We start from the raw sequence: 13,703 nt of genomic DNA on the forward strand, positions 1-13,703 counted from the left end.
GGGCCTTCCGCCGTCACGGGGCGAAACGACCTACGTTGGAAACATGAAGATCGGACTGGGCGCACCGGTGTCCGGCGCGTGGGCGACACCGGACACGCTGACCAACGTCGCCGTACGAGCCGAAGAGCTGGGCTACGACGAACTCTGGACGTTCCAGCGACTCCTGGTAGGCACGGAGGACCACCTCGACCCCGTCTACCAGAGCGTCCTGGACCCGCTGCTGCCACTGAGCTTCGCGGCCGCGAGGACAACCCGGATCCGGCTGGGCGTGGCGCTGGTCAACCTCCCCTTCATCTCCCCGGTCCACCTCGCCAAGCAGGCCGCGACGCTCGACGTGCTGTCGGGAGGCCGCTTCGACCTGGGACTGGGGACAGGCTGGTCACGCACCGAGTTCACCGCGACCGGCGCGGACAAGGCCCGCAGGGGACACCGAGCCGAGGAGTTCGTCAAAGTCCTCCACACACTCTGGCACGACGACCCGGCCTCCTTCGAAGGCGAGTTCTACACCATCCCACCCAGCCGGATGCGCCCCCGGCCAGTACAGCCAGGCGGCCCACCGATCCTCCTCGGCGGCGTGGTCAAACCAGCGCTCCAACGGGCAGGACGCGTGGCAGCGGGCTGGATGAGCCGCAGCGCCACCGACCTCGACCACATCGCCGACGACATCGCCGTGGTGAAGAACGCCGCACCCGACCCGGACCGGACCAGGATCGTGGTCAGAGGCGTCGTGCGGCCGGGCCCCCGCGACGGCAGGCTCACCGGGACCTACGACGAGATCCGCGCCGACGCCGACTGGCTGGGCGAACAGGGCGTCACCGACCTGTACTACGACCTGAACTGGCACGACCGCATCGGCAACCCCGACGTGCCCCTCGAGGAAGCCACGGAGCAGGCGATGACGATCATCGAAGCGCTCCGCCCTTGACTTCACGTGTGGACGGTGGCTGAGATGGGTCGATGATCGCCGAGACGGAGCCGCTCGTGACCGAGGGATCCGTCACGTTCCGGCTGCCCGACGCCGACTCGGCGCTGAACGCGACCCGGTTGCTGCCCGCACTCTCCCTCCCCGGCACGGACCTGGACTTCGAGTTCGCCGACGGGCTGTGGCAGCTCGAGCTCCCCCGCCCGGGGGTGCACCGGATGGAGTACCGCCTCCGGCTGCACCACCGCGACGGTAGCGACGAGGAGATCTGCGACCCGGGCAACACGCTGCGCGCGCCCGGGGCGTTCGGGGACAAATCGGTCATCGAGTTCCCCGGGTACGTGCCGCCAGCGTGGCTGGGCGCCGACCAGGTGCCCGGTGAGACGGCCGACCTCGCGGTGCCGGCGCCGCTGCTCGCACGGGACATCGCCGTGCGGGTCTGGTCCCCCGCACCAGTCGATGAGCCGCTGCCGCTGCTCGTCGCGCACGACGGTCCCGAGTACGACCGGCTCGCCGGCCTGACCGCGTACGCCGCGGCCATGATCGCCGCCGGGGACCTGCCGCCGTTCCGGGTGGCGCTGCTCGCGCCAGGGGAACGGGACGACGAGTACGCCGCCAACCCGCGGTACGCGGCGACGCTGCACCAGCGGGTCCTGCCGCTGCTGCGCACGACGCTCGCGGTGACCGAGCCGGTCGTCGGCATGGGCGCGAGCCTCGGCGGGCTCGCCATGCTGCACGCGCAACGGGCGCTGCCCGGCCTGTTCGGCGGGCTGTTCCTGCAGTCGGCGTCGTTCCTGACCGTGGACCTCGACCCGCAGGAACAGCACCGGTTCGGCCGCTTCGGGCAGGTCAGCGTGTACGTGGCGGACGTGCTGCGCACGGTGCCGCACGAGACCGTGCCGGTGGTGATGACGTGCGGCACGGCCGAGGAGAACCTCGCGAACAACCGGCAGATGGCCGTCACCCTCACCAAACAGGGCTACGACGCGCGGCTGGTCGAGGTGCCCGACGCGCACAACTACGTCGCCTGGCGCGACGCGTTCGACCCGGCGCTCACCGCTCTGCTCCGCGCGGTCTGGAGCGGCTGATGCGCCGCGACCAGTACGAGATCGGCGGCGGCACCGTCATCGCGTACGGGCACTACGGGCGGCCGTTCCTGGTGTTCCCTTCCGAGCAGGGCCAGGCGTGGGACTTCGAGACCAACGGCATGATCGACGCGGTCCGGCCGCTGATCGACGACGGCAGGGTGAAGCTGTACTGCGTGGACTCGCACGACGCGGCGTCCTGGTCGAACCAGTCGGTCCCGCTCGAGGAACGCGCCCACCAGCACGGCGTGTACGAGTCGTGGATCCTCGACGACGTCCTGCCCGCGGTGCACCGCGACTGCGGCGGGTTCACCGAGGTCGCGACGGTGGGCTGTTCGCTCGGCGCGTTCCACGCGGTGCTGTTCGCGCTGCGCCGCGCGGACCTGTTCCCGCTGGCCATCGGCATGTCCGGCAACTACGACCCGTCGACGTGGCACGGCTGGGGCGACCGGGGTGACGCCGCGTACTTCACCAACCCCGTCGACTTCGTGCCGAACCTGGCAGGCGGCCACCTCGACTGGCTGCGGTCGCGCCTGTCCGTGCTGCTGGTCGTCGGCCAGGGCCAGTGGGAGGACACGACGGGCTCGCTGCCGTCCACGACCGCGTTCGCGGACCTGTTGCGGGACAAGGGTCTGCGCTGCGAGCTGGACGTGTGGGGGCACGACGTGCCGCACGACTGGCCGTCGTGGCGGGCGCAGTTCACCCACCACCTGCCCCGGTTCTGTTGAAGGAGGATCACGTGGACCGTACGGAACACCTGCTCGGCCTCCTGCTGGGCACCGAGGAGGACTGGCCGCGCGCGTTCGAGGAACTGCTGCGACGGCTCGGCCCGGTGCGCGCGGGCGGCGGCGAGCACACGCTGCGCGCCGAGCGGATCACCATCGAGCCGTTCGACCTGCGCGCGAAACCCCGCTACGACCTCGTGATCGACCGGCTCGCGTACTGGTACTACGTGCCGCGCGAGTGGCTGAAGAAGATCGCGCTGATGGACGACGTGTACCTGCTGAACAGCCCGTTCACGTTCCAGTCCATGGAGAAGCACGCCGCGTACTGCGCGATGATCCGGCTGGGGCTGAAGGTGCCGGACACGTGGCTGGTGCCGTACAAGAACCCCGTCGACAACGCCCGCTACGCCTACACGGCCGAGCGGTACAACCAGCCGTTCGACCTCGACGAGATCGCCGGGCGGATCGGCTATCCGATGTACATGAAGCCCTACGACGGCGGCGCGTGGCGCGGCGTGTCCCGCGTCAAGGACCCGCGCACCCTGCACCGGGCGTACGACGAGTCCGGCGAGATGCTGATGCACCTGCAGGCATCGGTCGAGGGCTACGACGTGTTCGCGCGGTCGCTGACGATCGGCCCGGACAGCATGGTGATGAAGTTCCAGCCGGACGAGCCGATGCACCACCGGTACGCGGTGGCCCACGGCTTCCTGTCACCCGAGGTGGGTGACGAGGTGCTGACGATCTCGCGGCTGATCAACGCGTTCTTCCGCTGGGAGTTCAACTCGTGCGAGAGCCTGGTGGTCGACGGGTCGGTGCACCCGATCGACTACGCCAACGCGTGCCCGGACATCTCGATCACGTCGCTGCACTACTACTTCCCGTGGGCGATCTCCTCGCTGCTGAAGTGGTCGGTGTTCTGCGCGGTGTCGGGCCGCACGCCGCGGCTGGACCTGGACACCCACAACTACTTCGCGGTCGCGGACTCGGAGCGGACCTACGACGAGAAGCTGGCCGAGTACCGGAAGCTGGCCGACGACTACTTCGAAACCGAGCGGTACCACGAGTTCTGCGCGACCACACTGTCGCATGTGGATGACCTGGTGCGGGACTGGGTGGTGTCGCCCGCGTTCGACGAGCTGCTCGTGTCGACCGTGCGGTCGACCTACCCGGTCTCCGAGCACGACCGGTTCGTCGCGCACTTCCGCGGCCTGCTGCGGTTGTGGGTCGAGGAGAACACCGGAACCTGAAGACCTGGGCGATCGTGCCCGGCCCGGATCGCGGGCGCGCTCGTCAGGCGCTGAGACCGGTGAGCCGCTCCCGCGGCGTGGCGGCTGTCACGCCGTCCTCTTCGGCAGCTTCGAGTGGCCCGGGAGGACGATCCGGTTGTAGGCGTTGATCACCATCACCATCCACACGACCGCCTGGTACTGCGACTCGGTGAACACCTTCGTGGCGAACTCGTAGACGTCCTCCGGCACGTCGTTCGTCTCCGCGAGGCGGGTGAGCACCTCGGTCAGCTCGAGCGCGGCCCGCTCCTGCTCGGTGTACAGGTCGGTCTCGCGCCACGCGGCGAGCACGTGCAGCCTCCTGGCGTCCTCACCCTCCTTGAGCGCGTCGGCCGTGTGCATGTCGAGGCAGTACGCGCAGCCGTTGATCTGCGAGGCGCGGACCTTGACGAGTTCGAGGAGCTTCGTGTCCACGCCCGCGACCGCCGCGGCCTTCGCGACCACCCCCGCCATGGTGTTGAGGGCGTCGAACGGGCCGGTCATGCCTTTGATGATCGAGATGCGCTGTGTCATGTGATCGACACTAGCTCGCACTTGTCCACGCGTAGAGTCCAGTTTCATGGCAGATTCGTGGACCAGTTCGTCGGTCGACGCGCACCTGGACTGGACGCCGGGCAGCGGGCGCACCCAGCTCGCGCACGCCATCCGCGCCGCGATCCGCGACGGCCGGTGGCGGCCGGGCTCCGTCGTGCCGTCCACCCGCGCGCTCGCCGCCGACCTCGGCGTCGCCAGGGGGACGGTCACCCGCGTGTACGCCGACCTCGCCGCCGAGGGCTACCTGCGGACCAGCCAGGGCGCGCCGACCAGGGTCGCGACCGCGGGCGCGGCGCCGCTGTCGTCGCCGGACCCCGCGTACACGCCGGGGACGACGCGCCGCTGGACGCTCCTGGCCGGCAGGCCGGACGTGTCGCTGTTCCCGCGTGACCAGTGGCTGACGTCGACCCGGCGGGTGCTGACCAACGCACCGCACGAGATCTTCGGCTACGGCGAGCAGCGCGGGTCACTCGTGTTGCGCACGATGCTCGCCGCGTACCTCGGCCGCAGCCGCGGCGTGCTGGCTGACCCGGCGCGGATCGTGGTCGTCGCGGGCTTCACGCACGCCATCACCGTGCTGGGGCGCGCGTTCGCCGACCTCGGCATGACCGAGACCGCGTTCGAGGACCCGTCGATCGACCGGTTCCGGCACTTCGCGGCGGTCGCCGGGCAGAAGGTCGTCGGCGTGCCGGTGGACGACGAGGGGCTGGTGGTCGACCGGCTGTCGAGCCCCGCGGTGGTCGTCACCCCGGCCCACCAGGCGCCGCTCGGGGTCACGATGGCGCCCGGCCGCCGCACGGCACTGGCCCGCTCCGGCGCGGTCATCGTGGAGGACGACTACGACGGCGAGTTCCGCTTCGACCGCCAGCAGGTCGGCGCGCTGCAGGCACTCGCGCCCGAGCGGGTGGTGTACGCGGGCACGGCCAGCAAGACTCTCGCGCCGTCGCTGCGCCTCGGGTGGCTGGTGCTGCCGAGGTTCCTGGTGGATCCGGTGATCGCCGCGCTGGAGAGCACCGGTGTGCAGCCGCCGATGCTGGACCAGCTCGCGCTGGCCGACCTGATCAGCTCCGGTGCGTTCGACCGGCACGTGCGCAGGTGCAGGCTGGAGTACCGGGCGCGGCGGGACCGGCTCGCGGCGGCGCTGCCCGCGCACCTGACGCCACGCGGGATCCCAGCCGGGCTGGCGCTGTTCGTGCCGCTGTCCGCGGCGGCCGAGGCGGCGGTACCCGCCTCGGCCGCACGGCACTCACTGACCATCGAACCGGTCAGCCCGCACGCGATCCGCACCACGGACCCGTCGACCGGCCTGATGATCGGCTACGCGGCCTCGTCGAAGGCGTCGTTCGGCGGTGCGCTGGCCGCGTTGCGGGGCGTGCTGCGGGACGTGTCACCGTGACCGGCGGCGCAGCGTGCGGTCGTAGTCGCCGAACCGCGCCTTCGCGATGACGGCCCGGTCCGGACTGCGCAGCACGATGCCCTCCGGCAGGCCACCCGCCTCGTCGTCGAGCGCGCTCCGCGTCGCGGGCAGGTGCTCGGCGAGGAAGGCCCTGGTCTTGTCCAGCTCCTTCGGCAGCTCCGTACCATCCACCTGGAACAGTCGCGGGGTGAGCGCGAAGCCGTCCCGCGCCGCGGTGCCGGCGAGCGCGTCCTCGTCGAGGTACGACTGGCCGCCGCCGTCGCGCCAGGTGGAGATCGCCGCCGCGTCCTGCCGCAGCACAGCGCGGTGGTCCGGGATCACCGCCACGTCGAACAGGCGGAAACCCACCGCCTTGGCACCGGTGTACTGCTTGCTCGCGGCGGTCACCTTGCCGCCGTAGACCTCGAGGAAGTGCACCCGCACGCAGTCGTCGGTGACCGGCGCCAGTCCCGAGGCCACCTCCCGCAGTGCCGCGACGATGCCCTGTGCCGGGTTCCAGATCAGGTCACCCTTGGCGTACAACAGCTCTTCGCGGCTGCCCAGCAGGAAAGTCCCGTCCGGCAAGGAGATGATGCGCGAGTTGGTGCCGTCGACCTTCTCGGTGCCGAGCACCGGACCCGGGAACGCGACGGTGTCGTCCTCGATCAGGCTGCCGTTCCCGGGGTCCAGCGCGTGGTAGGTCGGGATCGACGGGTACTTGGTCATCGAGTTGAGGGCGCCGAGATCGGCCGCCCGCACGTCGAACTGCTCCTCCATGGCGAGGATGATCGCAGCGCTCTTCGCCCGGCGCGATCGGTTTAGGCACCTCCGGCCCGGGTAGGCCCGTGCCATGACGCAGCTGGTACTCGACACGGCGGGCGCGCACCTCGACGCGGACGTGGTTGTGCCGGACGGTGCGTACGGGGTGGTGTTGTTCGCACATGGGAGTGGGAGTTCGCGGCACAGTCCTCGCAACCGGGCGGTGGCCGACGAGCTGAACCGGCGTGGGCTGGCCACGGTGTTGATGGACTTGCTGACAGCAGAGGAGGACCGGGCGGACGGTGGGCCTCGGTTCGACATCGTTCTGCTGGCGGAGCGGTTGGTCGGGGCGATCGACCGGTTGACCGCGGAGCCTTCGACGGCTCGGTTGGCCCTGGGGCTGTTCGGCGCCAGCACCGGCGGCGCGGCCGCCTTGGTGGCGGCTGCTGCCCGGCCTTCCGCGGTGCGGGCGGTGGTGTGTCGTGGTGGCCGGCCCGATCTGGCCGGCGCCGCTCTGGTCGAGGTTCGTTCGCCCACGCTGTTGATCGTGGGTGAGTTCGACCCGATGGTGGCGGATCTGAACGAGCGGGCCCGGAATGTGCTTTCGGCGCCTTCGGAGATGCGGGTCGTCCCCGGGGCTTCGCACCTGTTCGAGGAGCCCGGGACCTTGGAGGAGGTCGCCGCGCAGGCGGCGGACTGGTTCACCGGGGCGTTGCGGGCCTGAGTCGCCGCAGCTCGCTTTGACCCCGGGCGGTGGGCTTTCTGCCCCTCAGGCGAGGGTTGCCGCTGCTGCTTTCAGTTCTGCCAGCGCTTCTCGTGCCAGGGTGGCGAACTTCTCTTCGCACGACGGGGACACCCATCGCTCGAAGGCTCGCACGAAGGCCAGGCTTCCTACTTCGGCTGCCAGGCCTGCCGTCGGGTCGGCCACTCCGCGTTCGCGCAGCGCGGTCGCCATGGCCGCCGTCAGTCGGGCCAGTTTGAGCAGCTCGCGTTCTCGCAGGTCGTCGTTCGCGTCGATGACGGACTGGCGTTGCCGGACGAACTCGCGCCGGTCCTGGCCGAACACCGCCGCTGCCGACTCCAGTGCCGCCGTGACCGCGTCCAGCGGTGTGGCCCCGGTGGGGGCGGCCTTGATCGCGTCGGTGAACAGGCGGGTCAGTTGGTCCTGGCCGAGGAACAGGACCTCGCGTTTGTCCGCGTAGTGCCGGAAGAACGTCCGCTTCGTCAGGCCCGCTCGATCGGTGATCTCCGCGACCGTGGTCCTGTCATAGCCCTGGCCGACGAACAGCTCCAGCGCGGCCTGCGTCAGCCGCTCCTGCGCGTTCGGTTCCCATCGAGCCATGGGGCCAGCCTAGCGTGATGACACTTGGTGTCGTCAGTGCTAGCGTTGGTTACGACACCAAGTGTCATCACTGAGGAGGATCTCTCAATGCGTGTCTTCGTCACCGGTGCCAGCGGGCACCTCGGCTCCGCCGTCGTCCCTGAGCTGCTCAAGGCTGGTCACTCCGTCGTCGGGCTCGCTCGATCCGACGCCTCCGCCGCCGTCCTCGCCGACTGGGGTGCCCACGTCCGGCGTGGTGACCTCGACGACCTCGACGGGCTCCGCGAGGCGGCCGCCGCCTCGGACGGTGTGGTGCACCTCGCCTTCAAGCACGACCTCTTGGCCACCGGCGACTACTCGGGTGCGGTCGACGCCGATCTCGCTGCTGTGCGGGCGCTCGCGGAGGGACTCGAGGGCTCCGGCGCGCCCTTCGTCGGAACCTCCGGGACGGCCATGCTCGCCGGGCTGAACCGCGTTGGCACCGAGGACGACGTGCTCGGCTCCGGGGCGCGGATCGACGCCGAGAACGTGCTCACGGCGTTCGCCGGGCGTGGGGTCCGGCCCTCTGTTGTCCGGCTGCCGCCCGTTGTGCACAGCACGCTCGACACGACCGGCTTCGTCCGGACGCTGATCGCTGCCGCTCGTGCCGCTGGACGGTCCGGGTATCTCGGCGACGGTGCCAACCGCTGGCCCTCGGTCCACACCCTCGACGCCGCCCGCCTCTACCGTCTGGCACTGGAGGAGGCGCCGGCCGGCACGCGGCTGCATGCCGTCGACGACGAGGGGGTGCCGTTCCGGCAGATCGCCGAGGGCATCGGGCGGCACCTGGGTCTGCCGACCGTGAGCATCCCGGCCGACGAAGCGCCCACTCACTTCGGGTGGCTGGCCGGCTTCGTCGGGATCGACAACCCGACGTCCGCCGAGCTCACCAGGGAGCGGTTCGGCTGGGTGCCCGCCGGGCCGGGACTTCTCGACGACCTCGGCAGCTACTTCTCCGGCTGATCACGCCATTCCCGCCGGTTCAGCGCGTAGACGACATCGCCTTCGTCCGCGCCCGGCAGTGGGTCCGGCCAGTCGCCGTGGAACGTGTGCACGTGGCGCAGCCCGGCCTTCTCCAGCACTCGCCGGGAACCGGTGTTGACCGCCATCGTCGTCGCCACCACCCGGGGTAGTCCCAATTCCTCGAACGCCCGCCGCACCAGGACGCGCGCGCCCTCGGTGGCGAGGCCGCGGCCCCAGCACGACGGCAACAGCCGGTAGCCCAGCTCGACGTCACCCGGGTCGAGGCCCACGCTCGTCGCGGGCCGCAGGGAGAACCAGCCGATGAACTCCGGTGCGTCCGCGGCGAACTGACCCATCCCGGCGGGCAGGTCCACGTACTCACGCAGGATCGCGGGCAGGGTCGACGACTCGACCACTGCCCGCGGTTCCGGGTCCCCGATGTACCGCATCACCTCGGCGTCGCCGTGCAGGCGGGCGAGCCCGTCGACGTCCGCCGAGGTGAAACGCCGCAGTATCACAGGGTTTTCGACAGCCTCGTCGCCATCAGCTTCGTGAAGCGGGACGGGTCGGCCAGGTCGCCGCCCTCCGCGAGCAGGGCCATGCCGTACAGCAGCTCGGCGACCTCAGCGAGGTCCGGCTTCTCGGCAGCCTGGGCGTCCCGCAGCGCGAGCACGAACTCGTGCTTCGGGTTCAGCTCGAGGATGCGCTTGATCTGCGGCATCGGCTGCCCCATCGAGCGGTACATCTTCTCCAGCGTCGGCGTCAGGTCGTAGGTGTCGCCGACGATGCACGCGGGTGAGGTGGTCAGCCGCGACGACAGGCGCACCTCCTTCACCTGCTCGTCCAAAGTGGACTTCAGCCAGCCGAGGAGGCCCTCGAACTCCTTCTCCTGCTCGGGGTCCTTCTCGTCCTCGAGGTCGACCTGACCCTTGGCGATCGACTGGAACTTCCTGCCGCTGAACTCGGGTACGGCGTCGACCCACATCTCGTCGATGGGGTCGGTCAGGATCAGCACCTCGTAACCCTTGGCCTGGAAGGCTTCCAGGTGCGGCGAGTTCTCCACGGCCGTGCGGGACTCGCCGGTGAGGTAGTAGATCTCCTCCTGGCCCTCCTTCATCCGCTCCACGTAGTCGGCGAGCCTCGTCTGGCCCTCCGCCGCGTGGGTGGAGTCGAACGAGCAGATCTCCAGGATCGCCTCGCGGTTCTCCACGTCGTCCAGCAGGCCCTCCTTGACCGCCTTGCCGAACTCGCCCCAGAACGTCTCGTACTTCTCCGACGGCAGCGCCTTGACCGTCTGCAGCACCTTCTTCACCAGCCTGCGCCGGATGCGCTCGATCTGCCGGTCCTGCTGGAGGATCTCGCGCGACACGTTCAGCGACAGGTCCTGCGCGTCGACGACACCCTTGACGAACCGCAGGTACTCCGGCATCAGCGCTTCGCAGTCGTCCATGATGAACACGCGCTTGACGTACAGCTGCACGCCGCGCTTGCGCTCCCGCATGAACAGGTCGAACGGCGCCTTGGCGGGCAGGAACAGCAGCGCCTGGTACTCGAAGGTGCCCTCGGCCTGCAGCCGGAACGTCTCGAGCGGCGCCTGCCAGTCGTGGCTGATGTGCTTGTAGAACTCGGAGTACTCCTCCTCGGTCGCGTCCGAGCGCGCCCAGAGGGCCTTCATCGAGTTCAGCGTGTCCTCGCCGAGGCGGACCGGCCAGGTGATGAAGTCCGAGTACCGCTTGACGATCTCGGTCAGCTTCGCCTTGTCCGCGTAGTCGTAGAGGCGGTCCTCGGTGTCCTCCGGCTTGAGGTGCAGCGTGACCGAGGTGCCCTGGGGCGCGTCCTCGAACGGCTCGATCGTGTACGTGCCCTCGCCAGCCGACTCCCAGCGCACCCCCTCGGTGGTCCCGGCCCTGCGGGTCACCAGCGTGACCTTGTCGGCCACCATGAAGCTCGAGTAGAAGCCGACGCCGAACTGACCGATCAGCTCACCGGTCTGCGACTCCTTCGACTCCTTCAGCTTCGCGAGGAACTCGGCGGTGCCGGACTTGGCGATGGTGCCGATGAGGTTGACCACGTCGTCACGGCTCATGCCGATGCCGTTGTCGCGCACGGTGAGGGTCCGGGCGACCGGGTCGGGGGTCAGCTCGATGTGGAGATCGGACGTGTCGACGTCCAGCTCCTTGTCGCGGAACGCCTCCAGGCGAAGCTTGTCGAGCGCGTCGGACGCGTTCGAGACGAGCTCGCGCAGGAAGGTGTCCTTGTTCGAGTACACCGAGTGGATCATCAACTGCAGCAGCTGGCGCGCCTCGGACTGGAACTCGAGCGTCTCGGCCTCAGCAGTCACGGGTGTCCCCCCTCAATCAACAAGAATTTCGACCGCACGATTTTACGGTGTCGCCTCCGGGCGCTGCGCACCGGCGAGCGTAGCGAGCCGATTCGGCACTGTTCACCCACTGTTCAGTCCAACGGAGGGTTCTTGCTTATGCAAGCGAAGCAATACTTCGCGCTGGTCACAGCACGAATGGAGCAGCCGCATGGGCGCCGGACACGATCATGAGCACCACCATCACCACGACCTCGAGCCGGTAGCAGGCAGCTGGCGAGACGAGGCCGACGACCGGCCGCTGTCGGTCGCGCGCCGCCGGTTCCTCACCGGCATGGGCGTCGCCGCGGCGGCGACCGCGGTGGGCACCGGCACCGCGGCGGCCGACGACCACGGCAGCGACCACGGCCATCGCGGCGACCACCAGCACGGGCCGCGCAACCCGTGGCGACCCGGTGACCGCTGGTACGCGGGCGACCACCACATCCACACCAAGTACTCCCCCGACGCGCAGTACGAGGTCGCGACGCAGGTCGCCAACGCGCGCGAGTACGGCCTCGACTGGGTCGTGATCACCGACCACGGCGGCGTCGCGCACCAGAAGTTCTCGATCGACCAGGTCGCCCCGGACATCGAGCGCGCACGCAGGCAGTACCGCGACACCCTCGTCTACCAGGGCCTGGAGTGGAACATCCCGGGCGCGGAGCACGCGACGGTGTTCCTGCCGCCGGGCCGCGACACCGTCGACATCCTCCGCGCGTTCGAGGCGGCCTACGACGGCGGCGTCCTGTCGACGCCGGTCGCGAACGGCGGCCGGGGGCTCATCCAGCGCGCCACCTCGGCCGACGGCGAGCCCTACGCGCTGGCCGCGCTGCGGTACCTCGACGCGCAGGTCTTCGCGGGCCGCACCGAGATCGCGCTCATGCTGGCCAACCACCCGGCCCGCCGCGGTGTCGACAGCCCACACGAGCTGCGCGGCTGGCGGGACGCGGCCCCGGACGTGGCGATCGGCATGGAGGGCGCGCCCGGTCACCAGGCCGCCGCGATCACCTCGGCCAACGGCGGCCGGGGCGCAGGCCGCGGCTACTACGACGGCTCGCCGGGCGCCGACAGCTTCCCCGGCTACGCGCCGACCGCGACCGAGAACCCGTACCGCGGCTATGGCGGCTTCGACTGGATGACCGCGAAGCTCGGCGGCCTGTGGGACTCGATGCTCGCCGAGGGCAGGCCGTGGACGATCACCGCGACCTCCGACAGCCACCAGAACTTCGCCGACACGTTCGTGCCGGGGTCGCAGAACCACGACCAGACCGGCAGCCGCGGCGCACCCGTCGACTCCGGTACGCGCCAGGTGTACGGCGACTTCTGGCCGGGCCAGTACAGCAGCACGCTCGTCGGCGCCACCTCGCGGTCCTATGTGGACATCATGCGCGGGCTGCGGGCCGGCAAGGTGGTCGCGGTGCACGGCAGGCTGATCGACGGGCTGGACCTGCGGGTGCGTGCGAAGTCCGACGGTGACACCCGAGGCGTGTCGACCGGCGGGCGCACGTTCGTGCGGCGCGGCACCGACGTCGAGGTGACGATCGAGGTCACCCTCGCGAGCCGCCCGAACTTCGCCGGTGCCGTGCCGAAGCTCGCGAAGGTCGACCTGGTCGCGGGCCCGGTCACTGGCCCGGCCGCCGACCGCGACGCGATGACCGCGCCGGAGACGAAGGTCGTCGAGACGTTCGCGGTGCCTGGCCGCGCCACGGGCAAGGTCCGGTTCACGCACGTCTTCCGCAACGTGGACCGCGCGTTCTACCTGCGGCTGCGGGGCAGCGACGGCAACCGCCTCGACTCGGCGGGCAACCCGATGATGGACGTGCTCGGCGACGACGACCCGTGGTCGGACCTGTGGTTCTACGCGAACCCGGTGTTCGTGGACGTCGTCTGATGGGGTGGTGGTCCGCCGCGGGCTCCTGTGTGGACGAACTGGCCGCGGACGTGGTGTGCACGCACGTGGACCGCTCGGCCGTGGTGGCGACGACCGTGCTCGTCGCCAGGGGTGTGCCGACGGGCGGGCACGCCCCGCTGGACGGCCCACCCGACGGGGCACGGGCGGTCCGGTTCCCCGGGCAGGACCGCCTGACGGGCGTGCACCCGGCCGCGGCGATCACCGCGCTGTCGGAGATCGACGAGGTCGTCGGGATCGGGGTGCCGGTCGCGCCGGACACCCCGGTGGACACACGCGGCTTCCTCCGGCCGACATACCAGTCGGGCAGGCTCGTCCTGCTCGTCGAACCGGCCGCGGGCGGTGTCCTGCGGCCGAGTGAGATCGAACAACCCCACCAGTGCTGTGGTGGGCACTGAG

Annotated in this window: 14 protein-coding genes; 9 read left to right on the forward strand and 5 right to left on the reverse strand. The window is 70.3% G+C overall.

Annotated features, from left to right (window positions below; all coding sequences use genetic code 11):
* The first annotated feature begins 43 nt into the window (after positions 1–43).
* The 4 genes from FHR82_RS29300 to FHR82_RS29315 are packed head-to-tail and all read left to right on the forward strand — an operon-like array spanning position 44 to position 3,982.
* Complete coding sequence (locus FHR82_RS29300; protein ID WP_184813778.1) at positions 44–925, forward strand: LLM class flavin-dependent oxidoreductase; 882 nt, start codon at positions 44–46, stop codon at positions 923–925.
* 32 nt (positions 926–957) lie between these two features.
* A complete protein-coding gene (locus FHR82_RS29305) occupies positions 958–2,010 on the forward strand; it encodes an alpha/beta hydrolase (RefSeq protein ID WP_184813779.1) in 1,053 nt (350 codons plus the stop codon).
* The gene (locus FHR82_RS29310) at positions 2,010–2,735 is read left to right on the forward strand and encodes an esterase family protein (RefSeq protein WP_184813780.1); all 726 of its coding nucleotides are present in this window, start codon (positions 2,010–2,012) and stop codon (positions 2,733–2,735) included. The genes FHR82_RS29305 and FHR82_RS29310 overlap by 1 nt, the downstream gene beginning before the upstream one ends.
* An 11-nt stretch (positions 2,736–2,746) precedes the next feature.
* Entirely contained in the window at positions 2,747–3,982 is a 1,236-nt protein-coding gene (locus tag FHR82_RS29315) for an ATP-grasp domain-containing protein (RefSeq protein WP_184813781.1), read from the forward strand.
* An 87-nt stretch (positions 3,983–4,069) separates the two neighbouring features.
* Here FHR82_RS29315 and FHR82_RS29320 read toward each other — a convergent pair whose 3' ends face one another.
* Entirely contained in the window at positions 4,070–4,534 is a 465-nt protein-coding gene (locus tag FHR82_RS29320; protein ID WP_184813782.1) for a carboxymuconolactone decarboxylase family protein, read from the reverse strand.
* Between the two features lie 46 nt (positions 4,535–4,580).
* Between FHR82_RS29320 and FHR82_RS29325 the strand changes: the two genes are divergently transcribed.
* Positions 4,581–5,951, forward strand: a complete 1,371-nt coding sequence (locus FHR82_RS29325) for an aminotransferase-like domain-containing protein (RefSeq protein ID WP_184813783.1) — start codon at positions 4,581–4,583, stop codon at positions 5,949–5,951.
* Here the strand turns inward: FHR82_RS29325 and FHR82_RS29330 are convergent.
* Positions 5,943–6,728, reverse strand: a complete 786-nt coding sequence (locus FHR82_RS29330; RefSeq protein WP_184813784.1) for an RNA ligase family protein — start codon at positions 6,726–6,728, stop codon at positions 5,943–5,945. The two genes, FHR82_RS29325 and FHR82_RS29330, sit on opposite strands and share 9 nt — an antisense overlap.
* Before the next feature lie 73 nt (positions 6,729–6,801).
* Here FHR82_RS29330 and FHR82_RS29335 point away from each other — a divergent pair, with 73 nt between their 5' ends.
* Complete coding sequence (locus FHR82_RS29335; protein WP_184813785.1) at positions 6,802–7,434, forward strand: dienelactone hydrolase family protein; 633 nt, start codon at positions 6,802–6,804, stop codon at positions 7,432–7,434.
* Positions 7,435–7,479: 45 nt separating this feature from the next.
* On the opposite strand, the gene FHR82_RS29340 is transcribed toward FHR82_RS29335, so the two are convergent.
* Positions 7,480–8,052 carry a TetR/AcrR family transcriptional regulator gene (locus FHR82_RS29340; RefSeq protein ID WP_184813786.1) on the reverse strand — a complete coding sequence of 191 codons (573 nt, stop codon included), beginning with the start codon at positions 8,050–8,052 and terminating at the stop codon, positions 7,480–7,482.
* A gap of 87 nt (positions 8,053–8,139) precedes the next feature.
* Here FHR82_RS29340 and FHR82_RS29345 point away from each other — a divergent pair, with 87 nt between their 5' ends.
* Positions 8,140–9,033, forward strand: coding sequence for an SDR family oxidoreductase (locus tag FHR82_RS29345; RefSeq protein ID WP_184813787.1), 894 nt, complete (start codon positions 8,140–8,142; stop codon positions 9,031–9,033).
* Here the strand turns inward: FHR82_RS29345 and FHR82_RS29350 are convergent.
* The gene (locus FHR82_RS29350) at positions 9,018–9,551 is read right to left on the reverse strand and encodes a GNAT family N-acetyltransferase (RefSeq protein WP_184813788.1); all 534 of its coding nucleotides are present in this window, start codon (positions 9,549–9,551) and stop codon (positions 9,018–9,020) included. The two genes, FHR82_RS29345 and FHR82_RS29350, sit on opposite strands and share 16 nt — an antisense overlap.
* The gene (htpG, locus tag FHR82_RS29355; protein WP_184813789.1) at positions 9,548–11,374 is read right to left on the reverse strand and encodes a molecular chaperone HtpG; all 1,827 of its coding nucleotides are present in this window, start codon (positions 11,372–11,374) and stop codon (positions 9,548–9,550) included. Before htpG ends, FHR82_RS29350 begins: the two co-directional genes overlap by 4 nt.
* A 190-nt stretch (positions 11,375–11,564) precedes the next feature.
* Here htpG and FHR82_RS29360 point away from each other — a divergent pair, with 190 nt between their 5' ends.
* Both FHR82_RS29360 and FHR82_RS29365 read left to right on the forward strand, forming a co-directional pair.
* The gene (locus FHR82_RS29360) at positions 11,565–13,286 is read left to right on the forward strand and encodes a PHP domain-containing protein (RefSeq protein ID WP_184813790.1); all 1,722 of its coding nucleotides are present in this window, start codon (positions 11,565–11,567) and stop codon (positions 13,284–13,286) included.
* Positions 13,286–13,702, forward strand: coding sequence for a hypothetical protein (locus FHR82_RS29365; protein ID WP_184813791.1), 417 nt, complete (start codon positions 13,286–13,288; stop codon positions 13,700–13,702). The genes FHR82_RS29360 and FHR82_RS29365 overlap by 1 nt, the downstream gene beginning before the upstream one ends.
* Position 13,703 lies beyond the last annotated feature (1 nt).

Source organism: Actinophytocola algeriensis (assembly GCF_014203735.1).
Classification (GTDB): Bacteria; Actinomycetota; Actinomycetes; order Mycobacteriales; family Pseudonocardiaceae; genus Actinophytocola; species Actinophytocola algeriensis.

Bases quoted from the DNA above. Each gene is read 5' to 3' on its own strand.
- FHR82_RS29310 (WP_184813780.1), top strand. From the start codon at position 2,010: ATGCGCCGCGACCAGTACGAGATCGGCGGCGGCACCGTCATCGCGTAC.
- FHR82_RS29340 (WP_184813786.1), bottom strand. From the start codon at position 8,052: ATGGCTCGATGGGAACCGAACGCGCAGGAGCGGCTGACGCAGGCCGCG.
- FHR82_RS29330 (WP_184813784.1), bottom strand. From the start codon at position 6,728: ATGGAGGAGCAGTTCGACGTGCGGGCGGCCGATCTCGGCGCCCTCAAC.
- FHR82_RS29365 (WP_184813791.1), top strand. From the start codon at position 13,286: ATGGGGTGGTGGTCCGCCGCGGGCTCCTGTGTGGACGAACTGGCCGCG.
- FHR82_RS29300 (WP_184813778.1), top strand. From the start codon at position 44: ATGAAGATCGGACTGGGCGCACCGGTGTCCGGCGCGTGGGCGACACCG.
- FHR82_RS29325 (WP_184813783.1), top strand. From the start codon at position 4,581: ATGGCAGATTCGTGGACCAGTTCGTCGGTCGACGCGCACCTGGACTGG.
- FHR82_RS29320 (WP_184813782.1), bottom strand. From the start codon at position 4,534: ATGACACAGCGCATCTCGATCATCAAAGGCATGACCGGCCCGTTCGAC.
- FHR82_RS29360 (WP_184813790.1), top strand. From the start codon at position 11,565: ATGGGCGCCGGACACGATCATGAGCACCACCATCACCACGACCTCGAG.
- FHR82_RS29305 (WP_184813779.1), top strand. From the start codon at position 958: ATGATCGCCGAGACGGAGCCGCTCGTGACCGAGGGATCCGTCACGTTC.
- FHR82_RS29345 (WP_184813787.1), top strand. From the start codon at position 8,140: ATGCGTGTCTTCGTCACCGGTGCCAGCGGGCACCTCGGCTCCGCCGTC.
- FHR82_RS29335 (WP_184813785.1), top strand. From the start codon at position 6,802: ATGACGCAGCTGGTACTCGACACGGCGGGCGCGCACCTCGACGCGGAC.